The sequence below is a fragment of the Anatilimnocola aquadivae genome (assembly GCF_049819085.1).
In the GTDB taxonomy this organism is placed as follows: domain Bacteria; phylum Planctomycetota; class Planctomycetia; order Pirellulales; family Pirellulaceae; genus Anatilimnocola.
The window spans coordinates 5,833,855-5,852,931 of the sequence record NZ_CP187419.1 but is presented as its reverse complement, the minus strand read 5'-3'; the positions used below and the strand labels follow the sequence as shown (position 1 = coordinate 5,852,931).

The following is a 19,077-nucleotide window of genomic DNA, read 5'->3' as shown; positions in this document are numbered from 1 at the left end:
AGAGGTTAGGGACCAGGAATCAGGAGGAGGTTAGCGTTTGATTTTGGAAAGTTCTTGCCACAGCCGCGCACTGGCGCGAATGCCGCGGTGGAAATCGGCGAGGCAGAACTTTTCGTTCGGGCTGTGGGTGTTGTCGTCGTCGAGTCCCCAGCCGAGGAGCAGGGTATCGATGCCCAATTGTTGCTTGAAGTTGGTGACGATGGGAATCGAACCACCTTCGCGAATGAAGACCGGCCGGCGACCAAAGCCACCTTCGATGGCCTTTTCGGCAGCGGCGACATAGGGGCTATCGAGCGGCACCACGCAGCCGGGCGCTCCGCTCATGTAGATCAGTTCCATCGTGATGCCCGGAGGTAAGCGATCGTGCAGGAACTTTTCCAGTGACGCGGCGATCTTTTGCGGGTCTTGATTCGGCACCAAGCGAAAGCTGAATTTGGCACCGGCTTTGGCCGGCAACACCGTTTTACCACCTTCGCCCTGATAGCCGCCCCACAGGCCATGCACATCGTAGGTCGGACGAGCCCAGCGACGTTCGAGTGTGGTGTAATCCTTTTCACCGAAGAGGCCTTTGACTCCCAGTTGGTCTCGAAAGGCAGCATCGGTAAATGGCAACGCCGCGAACTGTTCTCGCTCGCGAGGTGAAAGTGGTAGCACGTCGTCGTAGAAGCCAGGAACCTGTACACGGCCGTCGGTATCGCGGAGCGAATGCAGCACGCTGTTGAGTGCATTCAGCGGATTAGTGACGGCACCACCAAAAGTGCCGCTATGCAAATCTTGCTTCGGCCCGCTCAGGCGAACTTCGAAATAGGCGATGCCACGCAGGCCGTAGGTGATCGCAGGCTGACCTGGCGCGAATTGCGACGTGTCGCTGATGACGACAATGTCGGCTTTCAGTTTCTCGCTCGCGCCGGGCTGTTTGAGGTAGTCGTACAAGCCCTTGCTGCCGACTTCTTCTTCCCCTTCGATCAAAAACTTGATCTGCACCGGCAATTCGCCCCGGCTCTTGAGCCACCCGCGGGTGCTCAGGACGTGGGTGAGCATCTGGCCCTTGTCGTCGGTGGCCCCGCGGGCGTAGACGTTGCCGTTGCGAATCGTGGGCTCGAACGGCGGCGAAATCCATTCATTCAGCGGGTCAGCGGGCTGAACATCGTAATGGCCATAGACCAGCACTGTCGGAGCACCGGCAACCGCGGGGCTTTCGGCATAAATCAAAGGCTGGCCGATGGTTTCGATCTGTTCGGTCTTCAGCCCGAAAGACTGAAATTGCCCCGCCACCCAATCGGCAGCCCGGCGAACATCGGGGTGATACTTCGAATCGGCAGCCACGCTGGGGATCGCCAGCAATTCGCACAGGTCACGCTCACATTGTTCGCGGTCGGCATCGAGAAACTTCAGCACGTCATCCATGGTTCGTTTGATCCCGCCAGACTCTCGTTCCGCACCCAACAACTGCCCGCATCTCGCCTCTTTGCCGACCGGGCAATATAATGCGTGCAGTTCGCCTCGCCTATTCCCGGTCCCGCAGACGAACGTGCCAGCAGGAGGCTCCCTTGACTGATCAACATGCCGCAGCGGTCGCCGAACCCGAAAAAGACGAACAAACCGATAAGAAGAAGCGGCCGAAGCGCCAGCCTCGCTACAACGTCCTCCTCTGGAACGACGACGATCACTCCTACGAGTACGTCATTCAGATGATGAAGGACCTGTTCGGCTTTCCCGTCGAAAAAGGCTTCAAAATCGCCGAGCAGGTCGACAAACTGGGCAAGGCCATCTGCCTGACCACCACCCGCGAGCATGCCGAACTCAAGCGCGAGCAAATCCACGCCTTCGGTGCCGACAAGCTCATCGCCCGCTGCAAAGGAAGCATGTCCTCGACGATTGAACCGGTGGAAGGGTAGTCCAATCTGACTGTGTCATTCACGGAGGATGCCGATGACAAAGATCCAGACTTCGCGGCCACTTCAAGTGACCATTCGCGGCCTTCTATTGTTGACGCTGCTGGTGGCAACCGGCTTGGCTGTTTGGAAAGCCGTGAATCGTGATGATCCCGCGGAAGCAGTCCGACGTGCACTAACAAGAAAGTACTTACCAAAGGAAACCCAGCGAGTAGGGGAACTTCAGTTTCCAGCCGGCACCAAACTGACCGAGTTAGATTTGCCGGCTCTTCGTAAGGCGAATCCGGATCTGCACGTCTTTAAGACTTCACTCGATACCGGACATGTCATGTGCTATCCGGAAGTTCAAGTCGCAGTTGCGAGCAAGCACCATTTCGGTCGACTGCAGACGGCCGAGTACTTGTCCCCAGATTATGCATCAAGCACCGCCGACTTCGGAGAGGCTTTTTGTGGACTGCGAGCTGAAAAGCCCGCAGATCGGCAACAACTCGCGGAAGCGATATCCACCATCTTTAGGAGCATTAGTGGAGACGATGCGAGGCTTGCCGAGGTGAAGTTCGACGGCAAGGTGTATCGAGCAATGCTGTGGAAGCGTGGGCTTGTGGGGCAGCTAGTGGTGCTATTTGACCAATCAGGTGCGATCACTCATGTAGCTCTAGGGAGGCCTAGTGGGGGCTAATAATCGCGGCCATTTTCGTCATAATTGAACGCATGCCCGCCTCCCTCAAAACCATCACCCTCGGCTGCAAGGTCAACCAGTACGAAACCGAACTGGTGCGCGAAGGGCTGCGCAGGATTGGCTATCACGATGCGGCCGAAGACGAGGCGCCCGATCTGTGCGTGGTGAATACCTGCACGGTCACGGCCGAGGGAGACAGCAAGAGCCGGCACGTGATCCGCAAGCTGGCCCGCGATAATCCGCAGACGCGCATCGTGGTGATGGGCTGCTACGCCACGCGAGCGCCCGAAGAAGTCGCCGCGCTGCCGAACGTCAGCGAAGTGGTCACCGACAAGCGCGAGATTCCCGATCTGCTCGGCCGGTTCGGCGTCGTCGATATTCCCACCGGCATCTCGCGATTCACGGGCCGCAAGCGGGCCTATGTGAAGGTGCAAGATGGCTGCCTGCTCCGCTGCAGCTATTGCATCATCCCCTTTGTGCGGCCGAATGTTTACAGCCGGCCGCTCGAACACATCCGCGACGAAGTGGCCCGCCTGGTCGACAACGGCCACCGCGAAATTATCCTCACCGGCGTTCATCTGGGGCACTACGGCGTCGAGCTCAATCACCACAAGCCGCGCGAAGAATGGCTGCGACTCGCCACGCTGGTGCGCACCCTGTGCAAGGTTCCCGGTGAGTTTCGCATTCGCCTCTCCAGCATCGAGGCCACCGAAGTCACCCGCGACCTGATCGGTGTGATGGCCGAAAATCCCGGCAAGATTGCTCCGCACCTGCATATCTGCCTGCAAAGCGGCTCCGACGCAGTGCTGCGGCGGATGAAGCGTCGCTGGGGGAGCAAGCTGTTTGTCGATCGTTGCCGACTGGTGCGAGAAACGCTCGATCAGCCCGGGCTATCGACCGACGTGATCGTCGGCTTTCCGGGCGAGACCGAAGAAGACTTTGCCGCCACTTGTCAGGTCGTGCGCGACTGCGGCTTTGCGAAGATCCATATCTTTCCGTTCAGTGCCAGGAAAGGTACACCGGCGTTCGACATGCCGGACAAGATCTCGCACGAAGTGAAGCAAGAAAGACTGCGGCGGCTGGAAGCAGTCGCGGCGGAAGTTCGCGACGAATACTATCGCAGCCTGCTTGGCCGGCGGTTGCAGGTGATGATCGAAGGTCAAAGCGAATACCTGCCGAGCGGCTTCGCGGGAACTTCGTGCCGCTATGCCCCGGTCGAGATTGAAGCCACCGGTCTTCAGCCCAGCACGCTCGTCGATGCAGTGGGCTATGCAGTGCGCGATGGTCGCATCATCGCGCGGTTGCCTTCCGGAGCATGAAGCGGGGACCGCGAAGCACGAATTGGGCCGCACCCTACGTACATCGCAACCAAACTGCCCTTGGCGGATTCCACGGGCGGCGAGTACTATCCCCCGCATGATGCCACCCCTCTTGCTAGCGAACGTGCTCAGCACCTATGGGCTCGCGGCTGCGCTGGCGGTGGTCTGCTTGATCTTGCTGCGGGGCAATTGGTTCAAGCAGCAGCGGTCGAAGCAGGCCGATCCCGACCCCGAGGAAATTAAACGAGCCTGTGCCCCCAAGCCGCGCCAGCAGGCTTTTGACAGCGCCTCGCCAGACCTGCTGGGCTGGCAGGTCGAAATGCACGAGATGGCCCGCGATGTCAAAGCCGAGATCGACACCAAGCTGCTCGCCCTGCAATCGCTGATGATCGTGGCCCGCGAACATTGCGAGCGACTTGAACAACTCATCGCGCGGGCCGACCAGGCCGGCCTGAAAACAGCCCCCACCCTCAGTGGCCGCGATGTGCTGCAGCGGATTGAAGATTGCTCGGGCGAATTGCCCGCTCATCCTCCCACCGGTCAAAATCAAAACGTCCTTACTGCGGCCCAGGCCGACCGCGCTCAACGTCTCGCCCAGCAAGATTGGACCCCGCAGCAGATCGCCCGCGAAGTCGGCGCGTCACTTGGCGACGTCGAACTCTTTCTCAGTTTGCATCAGTAACAAAGCCGTGCCAAGTTTCAAATTCGCTGTCCTGTTGGCACCAACTTGTCCAACCAGCCTCGCCCTAATTGGACGCGAATTGCTCGCAAACCCGAGAGTTGCGCTAGGTGCTGTCCAATTAGGCCGCTCTTAATTGGACACCCCCCTTTTGCGGTCAAGCGATCCGTCGTCTTTTCAGCCAGGCTGGCGCTGTCAAAAACCAGTGTCACTCTGCGCAAAGATTGCTGGCTGAAACATCAAGCCAAGTCTGATAACCAAGTCCAATTCTCACAACAACTTCGATAATTGACTCTTGATCCAAGGCAACTTACGTTATCTCGTTTGTACGCAAGAGAATACCTAGTTATCCGACAAAGACTTCATGCCCGACGATCCACAGCAAGTTTGGACGGACTACTACGCCCGGATTCGTCGACGGCGCATCGCCGAGGCTCGAATTCTGCACTCGCAGATGGCGGCCGACGGCGTGACGGGTGACACTATACTTTCCTTAGATTTCTTGCACTTCGGCCCCGTCGAGGATGATGTCCGTCGTCTCGCGAAACAACTTTCAGAAAACTACGCGACGACGGTCACGGCGAGACCGGACGCCGATTACTGGAACGCGGAAGGCACGACGCGGCCCGACGGAGTCGACCGTATGAGCGCTGAACAGTGGTCTGATTGGGTCGCATTCATGTGTGACGTTGCGAGTTCATACGGATGTGTGTTTTCTGTGTGGACATTGACTGACCCAATGAAACAAAGGTCGTGGACGAACGAATCAATTGACGTTGATCCAGGATAGGCGTCGGATAACCACGCACTGGAACGGACCGGCCGGGCGGAACGGTCCTTGTGATCCGAAAGACGGTCGAGCGCCTGGCCGGCCAGTGAATGTCATTCCGTTAACCATCAAGACCTATGAGCACAAGCGGCAAAGATGACTGGGAAGAAGTCTGGGACGCGCGGGCAGATGCATTCGCCCAGGTGTTTGGCCAGGGTCACGACAACGTCTTCCATGCGCCCCATCCTTTTGCCCTTGGCGGAAACGCGGATGTGATGGCCTTTCATCGCCACCTCAAGGGAATGGTCTATGTGACGGCGGAGCTCACAGGCAAGCCAAACTCCTGCTATGCGGATTATGAATTAATGATCTGCCACCGCTCGCCGAGCGATTGGGGACCAAACATCATCAGCCGCCTCGCACCGTACACTCAGCAGGCTTACGTTGGCGCTGGCGAGTCAATGGACATCGATGCTGCAACGCCCCCGAATTCGCGGATCAAGGCATTGCTGTTCGATACCTACGCGAAGTTTTCGCTGTTCGGGCATGACAACGAACTTCGGCTTTGCATCGGCATCACGCAGCCGGAATTGGAGTTCAAGAAGGAACGTGGGGCCGAGAAGCTGCTCGCACTGTTGAAACGCCAGGGCGTCTTTCCGTTCACAGACCTCGAGCGCGACAGCGTGTCGCTCGATGGCTAACATAATGTTTCACTTGACCGGGTGCTGCTAGTAACAATCGTCGCGAAAAAAAGTGGTTAGGCGTAGTTCACATGAATCGACTCCTCCTCCTCGCTGCGGCCATGCTTCTCTCCGGTTGTGGCGGCGGCGACCCCGTCGCGAACGATCCGATGCTCATATTGAATGTCAAACGCGGCAATAACGAGTCACTAGGTCGATATCGCGTCTCCCGCACGGGGGTGATTGACGAGTCGGGAGAAATTGGCCCCGATGGTGCACGCACGAGTGAGGTCGTCACGATCGACAAGATTGCGGACGATGGCGTTACCTTGACAATTTCCCATCTCGACCCGGACGGCGGGAAATCCAGCAAGCAGATTCTTGTTCCCTACGATAAAGAGATCTCGGTTCCAGTTTCCAAGGACGCCACAGCGACCGCTCGATTGGAACGCAAGAAATGAAGCCTAACCATGCGTTGCACCAGAGCCGTTCGGTTGCCACTGGCTTCGCCAGTGCCGACGTGCAAACACGGAATCAAAGTGCAGTTGAAATCGACTTCTCGCCTTTTTGCACCCGGCAGCGATTTGGTAAAAGGCAAATCTTTAACTTGCAGTGATCCATCCACTTTTCCGAGCCGGCTAGCCACCTGCAAAGCCAGTGGGAACCGGCGAGAGAAGCTAAGTAGCAATTCCACAGGAGCAACTGCGTGCGAACGGTAGCGTCGTCTTGGAACGAGATCGAGGCCGTACTGCGCGAGAACGCGAATAGCGTCTTTCGGTCACTACGCAAGCCCGCCTCGGCCACCGATGTAAACCGCTTGGCCCGCACGTTCGGCCGCAAACTGCCGACTGACCTGCTGCGATCCTTGGCGAACCACGACGGCCTTCGAGATTCGTATCACGGGCAAGTGCGACTCTTCAATAACTGGTCGCTCTTACCCATCAAGTTGATGCTCGACGCTCGGAAGGTGTGTTGCGAGGTGCAGGCGATGCTCGGACCCGAGGGAGTCCTTCCGCCAGGAAAAAGCCGTGCCGTCAAGACAGACCTGCGTTGGCGCGACGGTTGGCTACCGTTCATGGACGCGGACGGCGACATGTTGTTCATTGACCTGGACCCGGGGCCGGACGGTCGCGTAGGGCAGGTTGTGAAGTTCTACAACTCCGATCGCCCGCGACCTGTGATCGCGCCCTCATTCCGATCGTGGCTCTCGGCTTTGGCCGATCGCTTGGTGGCCCGCGAGTTCAAGCTGGATGAATACGGCGGGATCTGGTTCGATGATATGGCGCTGGGATAGCCTGCGACGATTCTGTCGCGAGATCTCCCGACCATGCTGGACCGGCCTCACGCTAAGCATTTTGATAAAGTGAGAGTCAGTCGGCGCCGCACCGGCCGTTGAGCATTGGAACATTATTCCGCAGACGTCACGGCAAGGACGCAATGAACGCCATAGCGAAGGAAATACTCGTTCGCATCGAGTCGCTGGACCGGTCCATTCGCATTGCGAACGAATACCTGGAAAGCGGTAGGCATGCAGATTGGGCTGGTTTTCGGCCGCTGTTTGTTCGCAAGCTGCGGGATGGCCAGGAACTGCCGCCTCACAAAGATTGGGTCAAAAACGTGTATCTCCCGCGAATCGCAAAGGCCTTGAGCCAAGCAGAGAAAGCGCTGGAGCGACTCAGCCAAAAGGATCAGGAGCGTCGACCATCACAGGCGGGATAACGATCCTTCGATTCAACGCCCGGCCCGCCACTGAATGCCAATCTTTTAGACGCTAAGGAGAGATCATGCCGGTCAAGCGAATGGACAACGACGACCAATACGCCATCCCAGCCGCGAACATTGGTGACACGAACTTGCTTGCCCTTACCAGGACCAACCCCGTGGCCGCGAATGAGATCGCACGGCTTGACGACCTTATGAGTCGCGGCGAGGAAACCTAGCAAGAGTTTCTAAAGCTCTGCCAGTTGCTGTTCGACGTCGGTTCAGTCGCAGCGTCCGAAATTCTGCTGAGGCGTAACCTCGACTATCATGAAGGTCACGCGCTTTACCTGCGCCTCTTTGGCACTGCAAAGCAAGAAGAGTTTCAGGCAGCGATCGATGCGTTCAAGTCACAATTCGATGTTGACTTGGTGCTGCACGCCGAGAAGAACTTCCTTGTTTCGGTGTTTCACACAAATGGCGGGCAAACGCGGTTCGACGATTTCGCCCTGCTTTCGAGGCCGTGCGAGATTAAGTTTGGCTACATAGAGCAAGACAAGGTCGAAGCGGATGTGACGTTGCTTGATCCAGGGCGGGAAGTCTTTGACGCTGACGAATTCATACTGTTATTCTTCCTGAACGGTGTCTGGAAACTCGCGGACTCGACGGGTGCTTAGTAAGTCGCCGCGAGTCACTGGCATTGCCAGTGCCGATTTGTCAATGCGGAATCGAAGTGCAGTTGAAATCGACTTCTCGCCTTTTTCCACAGGGCAGCGATTTGGAAAAAGCCTAATCTTCAACGTCAAGCGACAGATGCACAATTTCGAGCCGGCTAGGCACTGGCAAAGCCAGCTGCCGCCGGCGAATTCAGTCGATTAACCCAATCAGAAAAACCTCATGCGACCTCTTCGCTATTCCATCAACGTCACCTTGGATGGCTGCGTCGATCATCGGGCAGGCTCGACGGACGAAGAGTTGCATCGCTACTGGGCCGAGAATCTCGCCGAGGCCGACGCCCTGATTTTCGGCCGCGTCACCTACGAAATGATGGAGACAGCGTTTCGGCCGGTGGCAGAGACGGGAGTCAAGCCTGATTGGATGGTCGAATGGATGGTACCCTTCGCCCACTCGATCCACGCGGCCAAGAAGTACGTCGTATCGAGCACCTTGGAGCGGGTCGATTGGAACGCGGAGCTGCTCCTGGGAGCACAGGGGCGCGGGGATCTGGGGCAGGCCGTTCGGCAGCTCAAGCAACAGCCGGGCAACGGGCTGTTTGTGGGAGGCGTGAATCTTCCGCAGGCGCTCGCGGAGTTGGGCTTGATCGACGAGTACGAGTTCGTGGTGCATCCGAGGCTAGCGGGCCATGGGCCGACGTTGTTCGCGGGGCTATCGAAGTATGTTGACCTCAAGCTCGTGAGCCGTCGAGAGTTTGGCTCAGGGGCGGTGGCAATGCGGTATGAGCCGAGAAGGTAGCGGCTGTCGCAGTTCACCCGCACAAGTTGGATGAAGCCGTGCTCTCAGTATTACCCACAATTTCGTTGCATGTTAGTTGCGCCGCGCAGCAAGAGTTGTAGTTTGTCGAACCCGCGCCAGATGGTGAGCCAGCCGGGTTCACCATCGTGTTTGCGGCCGAGGTGACCGCCCAGGCCGGCGAGCGCGCGGAGGAAGTCGTGGGCGGTAACGATCGGCTGACGTTTGCGGCCACGCACGGCGGTTAGCATTCGCAGCCAGATCGCGGGGACCAGCGCCGCAGCCGGGCGATTCGGTTCTTTGAGGGCGATCGTCTTCAGTTGCAGCAGTCGAACGGCAATAATCGACAGCAGGGCGGTCACGTTTTCCCAGCGTGGCGCGGTTTCATACAGCCGTTCTTCGATGCGGCAGCCGGTCTTGAGCGCCTTGTGAAACTCTTCGACCAGCGGGCGGCGTTCGTAGTATTCAATCACCGTCAGGGCGTCTTCCCAACACGTCACGGCATGCGAAGTATAGAGCACCCACTGCAACGGCTTTTGTCCCCGGGGCGGATCGACCTCTTTCACTTCAATCACGTTCATCGTCAAGAAGGTGATGCCACATTCCTGAGTGAAGCGGCCGGGCTGATGTGGTTCCGGCATGCCGATCAGTCCGCAGCGCACTTCCACGGTCGCGGTCCGCGCCACTTGATTCGCATTCGCCTTGATCTCCAGCGGATAGGTGCCTGCCAGGGGCAACGTCAGCAAGTGATCGGCGAGCGGCAGCAACTGCCCAGCTACGTAAATTTTGCGCGTGAGGCTCTTCGCGCGAATAACCCAATCCGCGCCCTGCAGCAGGCAATGGCAATAGACTTCGAAATTGTCCGCACCCCGATCGCAGACATGCGTGAAGCGCACCTGCTCATTCGACGGGGCGCCAACAGCCGTGATCACTTTACCCCAAATCTCCGACTCGCGATCGCGCTGCAGACGCACGCTTCCTGGTTCCTTCTTGGGCACACGTTGGCGATAGCGAATGGTTTGACCTGCCAAGCCAATTACTTCGCCGTCGCGAGCATCAACCATCAAGGCCGAGTGCAGCAGAAAGCCCTGGGCATTCCCACTGGTGATGATGCCCATGCCTGAAATTTGACGGTCGCCTTCGAAGCTGATCAGGGTGGTGTCGCCAATCAGCAGATAGTGGCCGCTGGTCCGAGCTCGCGTCTGTTCCCAATGCGGACCGGCGATCCCCGCGAACGTGACGGCCTTGGTATCGAACAACCGATACGCCGCTTTGCAATCTTCCCAGGTTTCGGTCTGCTCGGGCGTGGTCCCACTGGGATCGGCCGCACACAACGCCGCCGTGCGAACGATCCGACGCGTACGCCGCGCGTCACCCAAATCACAACGGCCAAACTGCTGCTCAGCCCACGCCTCAACGTCAAGTTCCACCGACATCGTCGCACATCCTTGCCACTGCCGGACTTTGCCTCCCTGGCCGCCGACCCTGCCGCCCCACACAACCGGGGCTACGATTCACTCTATACGAAAATCGCAACGACTTGGCCCGCAAAAACTACAACTATCCGCCGCGGCCCGACTTGCCTCCGCTATCATGCAATGCCGGCTCACCCAAACCCCCGTGGCAATTCCAACGTAAATGTGGGTAATACTGAGAGCATGGCTTCATCCTACGAAATCTTCAGCAGCCGATCTGCCGGCAAACTCTTGGTTTGCGGCGTTTGGGCCGAGACGGTAATGAGGATGTTCTTGAAGGCGGGAGTTTTTGAATAGGGATCGGCGGTGCGAGGCACCAGCACGTTGGCTTCGGGATAGTACATGAGCGCGTTGCCGGCGCGAATCGCTGGATAGGGGCGAATGAGAATGTTCTTCATTTCGCCCACTTCGCTGGTGATGGTCACGCGCTGATCTTCCTCAAAGCCGAGTCGCTCGACATCGTCCGGATGCAGCAAGATCACATCGCGGCGAGTCTGGTTGCGATAGAGATCTTCGGTCTCGTAGACGACCGTGTTGAACTGCCCCTCGCTGCGAACCGTCATCAGGCGAAGCTGATCTCCTTCGCCGCGCAGTTCGGGAATTTGATGGACGTGCATGATCGCCTTGCCCGAGGGAGTCGGGAATTTCGGCGTATGAAACGTCCGGCCGGGAATCTGAAATTCCTTCTTTGTTTCGTCGATGGTCGCCAACTGTTCGAAACCGGGAACGACCTTGGCAATCGCGTCGCGGATCTTGCCCGTGTTCTGCATCGACGACCAATCGATGGGCCCGTCGTTGCCGAGCGTCTGCGAGGCCATTGTCGCCACCACTTCCACTTCGCTCTTGGGGCCTTCGTGCCGAGCAGGGCCACCATCGCTGAGACGGACGTAGTTAAACATCGATTCTTGCGTGGTCGCTTGCGGCTCTTCGTCGCGGGCGAGCACGGGTAGGATGATCGTCTCTTGGCCCAGGCCGTGCGCATGTCCCGTGTTCAGCGTGGTGCTCATGTAAACCAATGTTTCGAGCTTGGCGAGGGCCTGGCCGGCGAAGGTTGCTTCGGGATTGCTGCCGTACAGGTTGCCACCGAGACAAAGCCCGAACTTGAGGCGTTCGGCGAACGACTCTTCCATGCAACCCAGCGTATCGAGCCCCTTCGTCGTCGGCAGTTGCACGGCGAATTCTCGTTCGAGCGCCGCGAATACACTGTCTTTGAGCTTGGGCGTGACACCCATGCTGCCGATGCCTTGCACGTTCGAGTGCCCGCGAATCGGCATCACGCCGCAACCTTCCTTGCCGATCATCCCCCGCAACAGAGCGAGATTGACGATGGCTTGCACGTTCTCGACGCCGTTCGCATGGTGCGTGATCCCCATCGTCCAGCAGAAGTTTACGCGCTTGGCCGCAGCATATTGCTTGGCCATGTCATCGATCTGGGCGAAGTCGACTCCCGACTTGCGTTCTATCTCATCCCACGGCGTGGCGGCGAGATTCGCGAGCCAGGCTTCTGAGCCTTCGCAGTACTCGCGCAGGTAGGTTTCGTCGTGAGCCTTGAGTTCGACCACGCGCTTGGCGATGCCAACGAGCAAGGCCAGATCGCCGCCGATGTGAGGCTGTACGTAGGTAGACGAGACCTTGGTCCCGAAGAACAGGCTCCACATGTTGCTGGGGACGCGAAAGCTGACGAGTCCCGTTTCGATCACGGGATTGATGCTGATAACCTTACCACCCTTGTTGCGGACCATCATCAGCGACGACATCAGCCGCGGATGATTGCTGGGAGGATTGCCGCCGATCAAAAACACCAGATCAGCTTTTTCCACATCGTGTAGCGTGACGGTAGCCGTCCCGGTGCCAAGGGTTGTCGTCAGTCCGACACCGCTGGCTTGATGACAATAAAAGCTGCAATTGTTCACATTGTTCGTGCCGTACAATCGCGCGAACAGTTGCAGCAAAAAGCCCGCTTCGTTGGAACTGCGGCCGCTGAAGTACCAGAAAGTTTCGTTGGCCGTGAGTTGCTTCAGCTTGCCAGTGATGCGAGCGAAAGCCTCGTCCCAAGAGATGGGCTTGTAATACTGCGAGCCCTTTTCCAGCACCACGGGCTGCGTCAGGCGACCGCAGGTTTCCAGATCGAGCGGCGAGAACTGCTGCAGCTGCGGGACACTGTACGTGCTCCAGAACTCGGGCTTGATCGCCCCCTGCATGTCGGCTGCCATGGCTTGCAGCGACTTTTTGCAGAACTCGGGAAAGCTCCCCGCTTCGTTGACCATGCCTCCCTTTTGGCCACCCATGCCCAGCGCGCATGTTTTGCAGGCGTTCTTGGTGCGCATGGCCTGGAACATCTTCCAGATACCGCCGACCTCGCGCGACTTTTTCAGCGTGTACCAAATGGCACGAAAGCCACCACCACTGTTAACTTTTGGCATGAGAGAGCATGGTTAGGAGAGGAAGCTTGGGGTTGCCTTGGATTGTAGCCGAATTTTCAGGAAACCCGAAACATTACGGCCCGTTGATTTGGCCGGCGTTGAACAGCGGATCAGCGATTTGTCCTCGTTTCGGGTGGCAGGGGCTAAATCGCTGGCTTTCTGAAGGCATTCGACCGATACAAGCTTGTTTCTCGGCTCATTTGACCCGGTGGGCGGGACATTTTCCCGGTCGTTCCCCTTTTCTGGCCGCCCGAATCCGGCTAAGATACGGGACTTCCGACATTTCACCCAGTTAGCCCTTCTCACCGAAGGGGGTATTTACCATGCCGAAGATGAAGACCCACAAGGGAACCAAGAAGCGGTTCCGGGTGACTGCCACGGGAAAGTTCAAGCACCGCTGCGCCGGGACGAGCCATCTCGCCTCGCGCATGTCGAAGAAGCGTCGCCGCAATTTGCGGGGTACGCGGGTGCTGCACGATTCTGTGAATCACCAAATTGCGCGAGCTCTCGGTTTCTACAGCCTGTAAGGCAGTAGGGCAGAGTTTCGCTAGTGCCAGTGCACGGGCAATCAACGCTCGGATTTTCGTCCCGAGGGCCTCGTTGTGCGGCTGAAGTTAGGATGTATTTGCCATGCGTACCACCAACGGTCACGCCCGTAACAAGTCGAAGAAGCGCATTTTCAAGCGGGCCAAGGGTTTTTGGGGTGGACGGCGCAAGCTGCTTCGCACCGTCAAAGAAACCCTGCTTCGCGCCGGCCGCTATGCCTATCGCGATCGCCGCGTCAAGCGGCGTAGCTTCCGCGAACTGTGGATCATCCGCATCAGCGCTGCCTGTGCTGAACGAGGTCTCCGCTATAGCCTGTTCATCAATGGCCTGAAGCGGGCCAACATCACGCTCGATCGCAAGAGCCTGTCGGAAATCGCGATTCACGATCCACCGGCCTTCGACGCGATCTTCCAAGAAGCCAAAGCCGCCTTGGCTTAGTCTGCTTCGCCAGAGTGAGACTCTGCGATGGGCGATGAACATCCACTGATTGAATGTTCGTCGCCCAACTACTTTGTAGCGCGAGATAAGTTTCGCCAGCTTGCTGACGCGCTCGGCTGGCAGCGCGAAGCCCACGCTATTGCTGCGCGAGGACCTGCCGGCGAAGAACTGACCATCGACGTAGCCTGGTCGAGTGCGCCCAGTGAGGCACCGACGCTGGTGGTTTCGAGCGGTCTGCATGGCGTCGAAGCCGAGTTTGGCTCTGCCGTGCAGCTCTCACTGCTGGCCGCGATCGCGCGAAAGCAATGGAATCCAACGAACGTGCGGTTGGTGATGCTCCACGCGCTCAATCCGTTTGGCTATGTCCATTCGCGCCGCTTCGATGCCGACAACATCGACAACAACCGCAACTTCCTGCTGCCGGGCGAAGAATTTCGTGGCTCACCAGCCGGCTATGAGCAGCTCGACAAGTGGCTGAATCCTCGTTCGCCAACGCACCGCTTCGATTGGTTTCTACCGCAGGCTGTTTATCATGCGGTGCGCATGGGTACGGTCCCCTTGAAACAAGCCATTGCGGGCGGGCAGTTCGACTTTGAGAAGGGTTTGTTCTTTGGAGGGGACGGGCCATCGCAAACGCATCTGGTGCTGAGCAAACACTTCGCCCGATGGATGGGAGAGTCGAGCAAGATCGTCCATCTCGATTTTCATACCGGACTCGGCAAGTGGGGAACGGGCAAGCTGCTGCTCGATGCGCCGCTGGCGGAATCCCAACGCACTTTTCTTGACACGCACATCGGACCTAACGCGTACGAAGAAACCCATGCCGTCGGGGTCGCCTATCAGGTGCGGGGAAGTCTGGGCTGTTGGTGTGCGCGGCAGGGGGCTGCAGCTGACTATTTGTACGCCTGTGCGGAGTTTGGTACCTACTCGCCCCTGCAAGCGCTGCAAGGTTTGCGAGCGGAGAACCGCGCACATCATTGGGGCGAGCCTCAATCAGCAGCCACCCAGAGAGCCAAAGAACGACTGCGAGAACTCTTTTGTCCTGCCTCACCGGCTTGGAGAAAACAGGTAGTAGGGACGGCTGTCGAATGGATCGAAGGGGCTATTGCAGGGCTAAATAAGCTGTGATGCTACCGCTTCTTCTTGCGTTTCTGATCGGCACTTTGCTGAGGCTGCTGCGAGGGCGCTTGACTAGGCTTTTTGGACCCGTTGTCGCGAGCAGCGGGCTGGTCGTTAGTGGTGTCTTCCATCACGCGAGAATCGATTGGCAAGCCTGTGGCCGGATCAACAACTGTTTCCGTTGCCGGCGGCGTGGTGCCAGTCGGTGCTACACGTTGCCCAAACGGTAACTGCACGCCAATGGCCGCTGCCGCTGCCGTGAGCCGATCCATGGTCATCGTTTCGCGCTGCAAGATCTTCAGCAGTGTTTGCAGAAACACCACGACCATCGGGCCGACGAGAATGCCGATCGGGCCTAGTTGCTGCAACCCACCAATGACGCTCAAGAGGGCGAGCAGCGGATGCAAGTTCGACTGCCCGTGCAGCACCAGCGGCTTGATGAGATTGTCGGCACCGGAGATGACAAGCGTGCCGTAGATCGCCAGGAAAATCGCCCAACCTGTATGTCCAAGATACAAATAGAGGTAAAGGCAGACGGGCACCCAAACTGCAGCAGCGCCAGTGAATGGGACCATCGCCAGCACCATCGTCAGCAACATGAGCAGTGCGACCGACTGCTGCAGCCCAACCATGTAAAAGCCCAGCCCTGCGAGAACGCCTTGGGCCACTGCAGATAGTAGTGTCGCGGCCACGACGGCACGACAAACCCGGTCGAACTCGCCAACCAGTTCGCGCACGTAGCGTTCTTCGAGCGGGCTGAGTCGAATCGCCGCATCGAGCATGCGCGACCCTTCCGCAAACAAGAAGAAGAGGGCGGCGATCATGATGATCGTGCCGAGCAGCAGTTTGCCCGCGAGAATTAAGGTATCGCTGCCATAAGAGTAGAGCTTCGAACCTGGGGAAAAAGAGACGCCGATCAGCTTTTCAATTTGTTCGTCCGTCGGATTCACGAGTTCTTTCACCGCTGCCAGAAAGGCACCGCCGAGCAAGTCTCGCTTGTAAATTCGAAACTCGGCAACCGACCGCTGCAAGGCATCGTCCGCTTCGGCGGACTCCGGAGCCGCGTCTTTCAGCGCTTGAAGCTGATCCAGCAACGGTGTGGGATCGGCGGGACTTTTGCTGTTGTTGGGCGTTGGTTCTGCATCGGCCACTACATTGACATACTTGATCAGCGTATCGACGGACGCGCCGGTGTACTTGGGCGTTTCGCCCTGACGAAGTTGATCTCGCCACGATTTCAGCCGGTAGTCGATGAGCTGCAGTTCGGCACGCTCGGGAATGTCGAGCGAATATTCTTTCCGCAGTTCGTCGAGCTTCTTACGAACATCGGTCCCTTGCAACTGCGTCGAGAGCGAAATGCCCTGGGCACCGGCAAGTGTAAAGACCAGCGCCATCGGGGCGAGCACCGTGATGAGCACCATCAAGGTCGTGGCCGTCGCCGCCACATATCGCTGATTGCGACAGCGGGCGAGGGTCCAGCGAAACAGGGGTTGAAACACGACCCCCAGCAGAGCGGCCAAGAACAGCGGCAGCAGGAATGATTCCATCACGCGGAAAAACAACAGCGCGATGAGGATCAAAATAACCAACAGGACGAAAAACGAAACCATGCGTGCCATGCGTTACTCCACTCGCCCCGCGTCATTGCAGAAGAGTTGCGTCTCGGTGCGCAAGGGTGTCTCCAGGCAATCGTCACTATCGGGTAGCGCGGCGTCGTGCCAGCGTTAGGGGCATTCTATCGGCAGATGCCGCAACGGCGTAGACCGCTCGGGGCAAGCGTTCTGGCCTTGAGAAGTTCAAATCAGCCTGCCCGAACGAGAATCTCGCCCCGTCCACCGCTGAGCAGGTCACCATGAAAAAGGTCATAGGGGGCTGACAGAGATTCTTCGGAGAAACGGGCCTGAGCTTGTCGCAAATGTTGGGCAATCAGGCGAAAAAATCCAGGTTGAAAGCGGCAGCCTTGCCGAAAGGTCGGCAGCAGCGCAGAAGGCTGCGGTTGCAGGAACGCAATGGTTCCGCGGCGCATTCCCGCGCCGTGACGAATCCCGGCTAGACCACCGACGAGTATCGTTCCCGCCAACATACTGAGCCCGGCCATGTCGCCGATATTCCCGGCCACGTAGATAAGTCCGCGACGCATGGAGTGCCCGATTTCGTGGCCGGCGTTACCGCTGACGATGATGGTACCCTTGGTCATTCCCTTCGCACTACCGCGATAAGCAGCCCCGACAGATTCCGCGGCATGGCCCCGGACGTGAATCAGCCCACCATGCATCTCGGCACCGAGCCAATCGCTGGCGTTACCTTGCACATGAATCTGTCCGCCGCGCAGCTCGCTCCCCAGATGCCGGCCGATGTTGCCGTTCACCTCAATCCGCCCACTCTTCATCTTGGCGCCGAGCCAGTGGATGCCGGCCAGATCGCCGCTCCAGTGATGATGCTCGTCATCGGCTGTCCCTTTGACGTGGAAGAATTCGGCGAGGGGCTGCTTGCGATTGCCGTGCAACACTTCGAGTTGCTCAATCTGCGCAAGAGACTTCGCGCGCAGCAGATCGGGCGTGATGCCGGCGACCTCGAGCGGCACGCTGGTTGGCTGGCGTAGTTCAAACTCAAGCGGCATGAAATGTCTTCTCTGGAAATCGAAGCGGGCATCTCATCATATCGCCGGTTGCTAGGGCGGGCAGGTGGTCTGGCCTGGCCGCAGGCGATGGGGAAACACATGTGACTCGGGCTCGAGAGGCTGTTTGGCAGCGACATGCGCGAGCAGAATCTGTACCGCCTTGCGTCCCATTTGATGCCACTCGGCCTGATGGCAAGTGAGTCCAAACACATTTTCGCCGCCACCGCCCAGCACGCTTACCTCCTCCGGCACCTTGAGGCCAGCTGATTGCAGGTTCTGGATCACGCGTTTGGCCAGCGTGTTGTTGAAGCAATAGAGAGCTGTTGGCCGTGGCGAAAGGGCCAGAAACTGATCGGTGACCAGCTTTGCGCCGCGTTCGGTAAGCTCGGCGGGAAGTTCCCACTGCTTCTTGCGTGGCAATCCGGCGGCCCGCAGACCTTGGCGATAGCCTTCGAGTCGCCAGGGATTGAGATCGGTTCGCCGCCAATAAGCCGTAGCGATCCGACGATGGCCGAGCCCGGCGAGAAACTCCACGGCCTGCTTGGCGGCGTCGGTCGAATCTTCACTCACCGAGCTGATCTGCGGAACGCGGGCGTCGTGGTCGAGCAGCACCACAGGAATGCCGAGCCCCATCACGCGCCGCAGCAGCTTCTCTTCGCCAAACGAAGTGAAGATCAAACCGCTGAGAGCCGCTTTCGCTTGGAGGCGTTGAAAGGCTGGTCGCATCTGCGTGCTGGGGGCATCGCGCACGAAGAGTTCCCAGCCGGCGAGCCCTGCCTCGGCGACAGCGCCGTGCAGCATCAGGGCATTGATCTCCGAGGTAACCGCTTCCTCGCCTTGGCCCGAGGGATAGGTCGCTTGCAAAAAACCAATCACGGTCGATTCGGGACCACGCAGTTGCATCGCAATCGGCTGTTGCTGCGTGAAGGTGCCTTTGCGGCGAATCTTCACCAGCAGACCTTCCCGCTGCAGCACTTCCGCCGCGAGTCTTACCGTTTCGCGACTCACCCCGAGTTGCTCGGCGAGTTCTACTTCGGTCGGCAGCTTACCGCCGGCAAATCGCCCCTCGGCGATCGATTGCCGCAACAGCCGCTCCACCTGCGCCGAGAGCGACAGCGGGCGATCGAGTCGCGACAAGTTTGTCGGCGAAGTTGGCGTTGGTTTGGGCACGTTTTTCGGCATGGCGAGAGGGGTTTGTAACGGATGGAAAGCGTAGCCTACTCAATTACACAAATACAATCCGGCTGTCTTAGCGTCAAATGCTTGC

General features: G+C 58.4%; 20 protein-coding genes. 14 read left to right on the top strand and 6 right to left on the bottom strand.

Annotated elements, in window-relative coordinates; genetic code table 11:
- Nucleotides 1–30: 30 nt before the first annotated feature.
- Nucleotides 31–1,407, bottom strand: a complete 1,377-nt coding sequence (locus NA78x_RS22950; RefSeq protein ID WP_425614718.1) for a dipeptidase — start codon at nt 1,405–1,407, stop codon at nt 31–33.
- Between the two features lie 143 nt (nt 1,408–1,550).
- Here NA78x_RS22950 and NA78x_RS22945 point away from each other — a divergent pair, with 143 nt between their 5' ends.
- The 11 genes from NA78x_RS22945 to NA78x_RS22895 all read left to right on the top strand — a co-directional run bounded on the left by NA78x_RS22945 (nt 1,551) and on the right by NA78x_RS22895 (nt 9,192).
- On the top strand, nt 1,551–1,898 hold the full coding sequence (locus NA78x_RS22945; protein ID WP_425614717.1) for an ATP-dependent Clp protease adaptor ClpS: 348 nt from the start codon (nt 1,551–1,553) through the stop codon (nt 1,896–1,898).
- A gap of 34 nt (nt 1,899–1,932) precedes the next feature.
- Complete coding sequence (locus NA78x_RS22940; protein ID WP_425614716.1) at nt 1,933–2,574, top strand: hypothetical protein; 642 nt, start codon at nt 1,933–1,935, stop codon at nt 2,572–2,574.
- Between the two features lie 32 nt (nt 2,575–2,606).
- Nucleotides 2,607–3,893: a tRNA (N(6)-L-threonylcarbamoyladenosine(37)-C(2))-methylthiotransferase MtaB gene (gene mtaB / locus NA78x_RS22935; protein ID WP_425614715.1), complete on the top strand. Its 1,287-nt coding sequence runs from the start codon at nt 2,607–2,609 to the stop codon at nt 3,891–3,893.
- Between the two features lie 97 nt (nt 3,894–3,990).
- A complete protein-coding gene (locus NA78x_RS22930) occupies nt 3,991–4,575 on the top strand; it encodes a hypothetical protein (RefSeq protein WP_425614714.1) in 585 nt (194 codons plus the stop codon).
- A gap of 361 nt (nt 4,576–4,936) precedes the next feature.
- On the top strand, nt 4,937–5,362 hold the full coding sequence (locus NA78x_RS22925; RefSeq protein WP_425614713.1) for a hypothetical protein: 426 nt from the start codon (nt 4,937–4,939) through the stop codon (nt 5,360–5,362).
- 116 nt (nt 5,363–5,478) lie between these two features.
- Entirely contained in the window at nt 5,479–6,042 is a 564-nt protein-coding gene (locus NA78x_RS22920; protein WP_425614712.1) for a suppressor of fused domain protein, read from the top strand.
- Between the two features lie 71 nt (nt 6,043–6,113).
- Nucleotides 6,114–6,482 carry a hypothetical protein gene (locus NA78x_RS22915; RefSeq protein WP_425614711.1) on the top strand — a complete coding sequence of 123 codons (369 nt, stop codon included), beginning with the start codon at nt 6,114–6,116 and terminating at the stop codon, nt 6,480–6,482.
- A gap of 245 nt (nt 6,483–6,727) precedes the next feature.
- Nucleotides 6,728–7,315 carry an SMI1/KNR4 family protein gene (locus NA78x_RS22910; protein ID WP_425614710.1) on the top strand — a complete coding sequence of 196 codons (588 nt, stop codon included), beginning with the start codon at nt 6,728–6,730 and terminating at the stop codon, nt 7,313–7,315.
- Between the two features lie 143 nt (nt 7,316–7,458).
- Nucleotides 7,459–7,740, top strand: coding sequence for a hypothetical protein (locus NA78x_RS22905; protein WP_425614709.1), 282 nt, complete (start codon nt 7,459–7,461; stop codon nt 7,738–7,740).
- 245 nt (nt 7,741–7,985) lie between these two features.
- Nucleotides 7,986–8,396, top strand: a complete 411-nt coding sequence (locus NA78x_RS22900; RefSeq protein ID WP_425614708.1) for a hypothetical protein — start codon at nt 7,986–7,988, stop codon at nt 8,394–8,396.
- A gap of 220 nt (nt 8,397–8,616) precedes the next feature.
- Entirely contained in the window at nt 8,617–9,192 is a 576-nt protein-coding gene (locus NA78x_RS22895) for a dihydrofolate reductase family protein (RefSeq protein ID WP_425614707.1), read from the top strand.
- Between the two features lie 50 nt (nt 9,193–9,242).
- Here the strand turns inward: NA78x_RS22895 and NA78x_RS22890 are convergent, their stop codons facing one another.
- Together NA78x_RS22890 and NA78x_RS22885 are read right to left on the bottom strand one after the other, a co-directional pair.
- Nucleotides 9,243–10,625 (bottom strand): IS4 family transposase, encoded by a 1,383-nt coding sequence (locus NA78x_RS22890; protein ID WP_425614706.1) that lies wholly within the window; start codon nt 10,623–10,625, stop codon nt 9,243–9,245.
- Nucleotides 10,626–10,858: 233 nt separating this feature from the next.
- Nucleotides 10,859–13,087 (bottom strand): FdhF/YdeP family oxidoreductase, encoded by a 2,229-nt coding sequence (locus NA78x_RS22885; protein ID WP_425614705.1) that lies wholly within the window; start codon nt 13,085–13,087, stop codon nt 10,859–10,861.
- A gap of 323 nt (nt 13,088–13,410) precedes the next feature.
- Here NA78x_RS22885 and rpmI point away from each other — a divergent pair, with 323 nt between their 5' ends.
- The 3 genes from rpmI to NA78x_RS22870 all read left to right on the top strand — a co-directional run bounded on the left by rpmI (nt 13,411) and on the right by NA78x_RS22870 (nt 15,199).
- On the top strand, nt 13,411–13,614 hold the full coding sequence (gene rpmI, locus NA78x_RS22880) for a 50S ribosomal protein L35 (RefSeq protein ID WP_145095206.1): 204 nt from the start codon (nt 13,411–13,413) through the stop codon (nt 13,612–13,614).
- A gap of 103 nt (nt 13,615–13,717) precedes the next feature.
- Nucleotides 13,718–14,071 (top strand): 50S ribosomal protein L20, encoded by a 354-nt coding sequence (rplT, locus tag NA78x_RS22875; protein WP_425614704.1) that lies wholly within the window; start codon nt 13,718–13,720, stop codon nt 14,069–14,071.
- Between the two features lie 27 nt (nt 14,072–14,098).
- Nucleotides 14,099–15,199: a M14 family metallopeptidase gene (locus NA78x_RS22870; RefSeq protein WP_425614703.1), complete on the top strand. Its 1,101-nt coding sequence runs from the start codon at nt 14,099–14,101 to the stop codon at nt 15,197–15,199.
- Nucleotides 15,200–15,201: 2 nt separating this feature from the next.
- On the opposite strand, the gene NA78x_RS22865 is transcribed toward NA78x_RS22870, so the two are convergent.
- The 3 genes from NA78x_RS22865 to NA78x_RS22855 form a co-directional block, all read right to left on the bottom strand.
- Complete coding sequence (locus NA78x_RS22865) at nt 15,202–16,809, bottom strand: AI-2E family transporter (protein WP_425614702.1); 1,608 nt, start codon at nt 16,807–16,809, stop codon at nt 15,202–15,204.
- A gap of 182 nt (nt 16,810–16,991) precedes the next feature.
- On the bottom strand, nt 16,992–17,810 hold the full coding sequence (locus NA78x_RS22860; RefSeq protein ID WP_425614701.1) for a formylmethanofuran dehydrogenase subunit C: 819 nt from the start codon (nt 17,808–17,810) through the stop codon (nt 16,992–16,994).
- A 51-nt stretch (nt 17,811–17,861) separates the two neighbouring features.
- Nucleotides 17,862–18,992: a LacI family DNA-binding transcriptional regulator gene (locus NA78x_RS22855; RefSeq protein WP_425614700.1), complete on the bottom strand. Its 1,131-nt coding sequence runs from the start codon at nt 18,990–18,992 to the stop codon at nt 17,862–17,864.
- Nucleotides 18,993–19,077: the final 85 nt, after the last annotated feature.

Bases quoted from the DNA above. Each gene is read 5' to 3' on its own strand.
- NA78x_RS22895 (WP_425614707.1), top strand. From the start codon at position 8,617: ATGCGACCTCTTCGCTATTCCATCAACGTCACCTTGGATGGCTGCGTC.
- NA78x_RS22905 (WP_425614709.1), top strand. From the start codon at position 7,459: ATGAACGCCATAGCGAAGGAAATACTCGTTCGCATCGAGTCGCTGGAC.
- NA78x_RS22885 (WP_425614705.1), bottom strand. From the start codon at position 13,087: ATGCCAAAAGTTAACAGTGGTGGTGGCTTTCGTGCCATTTGGTACACG.
- NA78x_RS22860 (WP_425614701.1), bottom strand. From the start codon at position 17,810: ATGCCGCTTGAGTTTGAACTACGCCAGCCAACCAGCGTGCCGCTCGAG.
- NA78x_RS22915 (WP_425614711.1), top strand. From the start codon at position 6,114: ATGAATCGACTCCTCCTCCTCGCTGCGGCCATGCTTCTCTCCGGTTGT.
- rpmI (WP_145095206.1), top strand. From the start codon at position 13,411: ATGCCGAAGATGAAGACCCACAAGGGAACCAAGAAGCGGTTCCGGGTG.
- NA78x_RS22950 (WP_425614718.1), bottom strand. From the start codon at position 1,407: ATGGATGACGTGCTGAAGTTTCTCGATGCCGACCGCGAACAATGTGAG.
- NA78x_RS22940 (WP_425614716.1), top strand. From the start codon at position 1,933: ATGACAAAGATCCAGACTTCGCGGCCACTTCAAGTGACCATTCGCGGC.
- NA78x_RS22865 (WP_425614702.1), bottom strand. From the start codon at position 16,809: ATGGCACGCATGGTTTCGTTTTTCGTCCTGTTGGTTATTTTGATCCTC.
- NA78x_RS22930 (WP_425614714.1), top strand. From the start codon at position 3,991: ATGATGCCACCCCTCTTGCTAGCGAACGTGCTCAGCACCTATGGGCTC.
- NA78x_RS22920 (WP_425614712.1), top strand. From the start codon at position 5,479: ATGAGCACAAGCGGCAAAGATGACTGGGAAGAAGTCTGGGACGCGCGG.
- NA78x_RS22855 (WP_425614700.1), bottom strand. From the start codon at position 18,992: ATGCCGAAAAACGTGCCCAAACCAACGCCAACTTCGCCGACAAACTTG.
- NA78x_RS22925 (WP_425614713.1), top strand. From the start codon at position 4,937: ATGCCCGACGATCCACAGCAAGTTTGGACGGACTACTACGCCCGGATT.
- NA78x_RS22870 (WP_425614703.1), top strand. From the start codon at position 14,099: ATGGGCGATGAACATCCACTGATTGAATGTTCGTCGCCCAACTACTTT.
- rplT (WP_425614704.1), top strand. From the start codon at position 13,718: ATGCGTACCACCAACGGTCACGCCCGTAACAAGTCGAAGAAGCGCATT.
- NA78x_RS22890 (WP_425614706.1), bottom strand. From the start codon at position 10,625: ATGTCGGTGGAACTTGACGTTGAGGCGTGGGCTGAGCAGCAGTTTGGC.
- mtaB (WP_425614715.1), top strand. From the start codon at position 2,607: ATGCCCGCCTCCCTCAAAACCATCACCCTCGGCTGCAAGGTCAACCAG.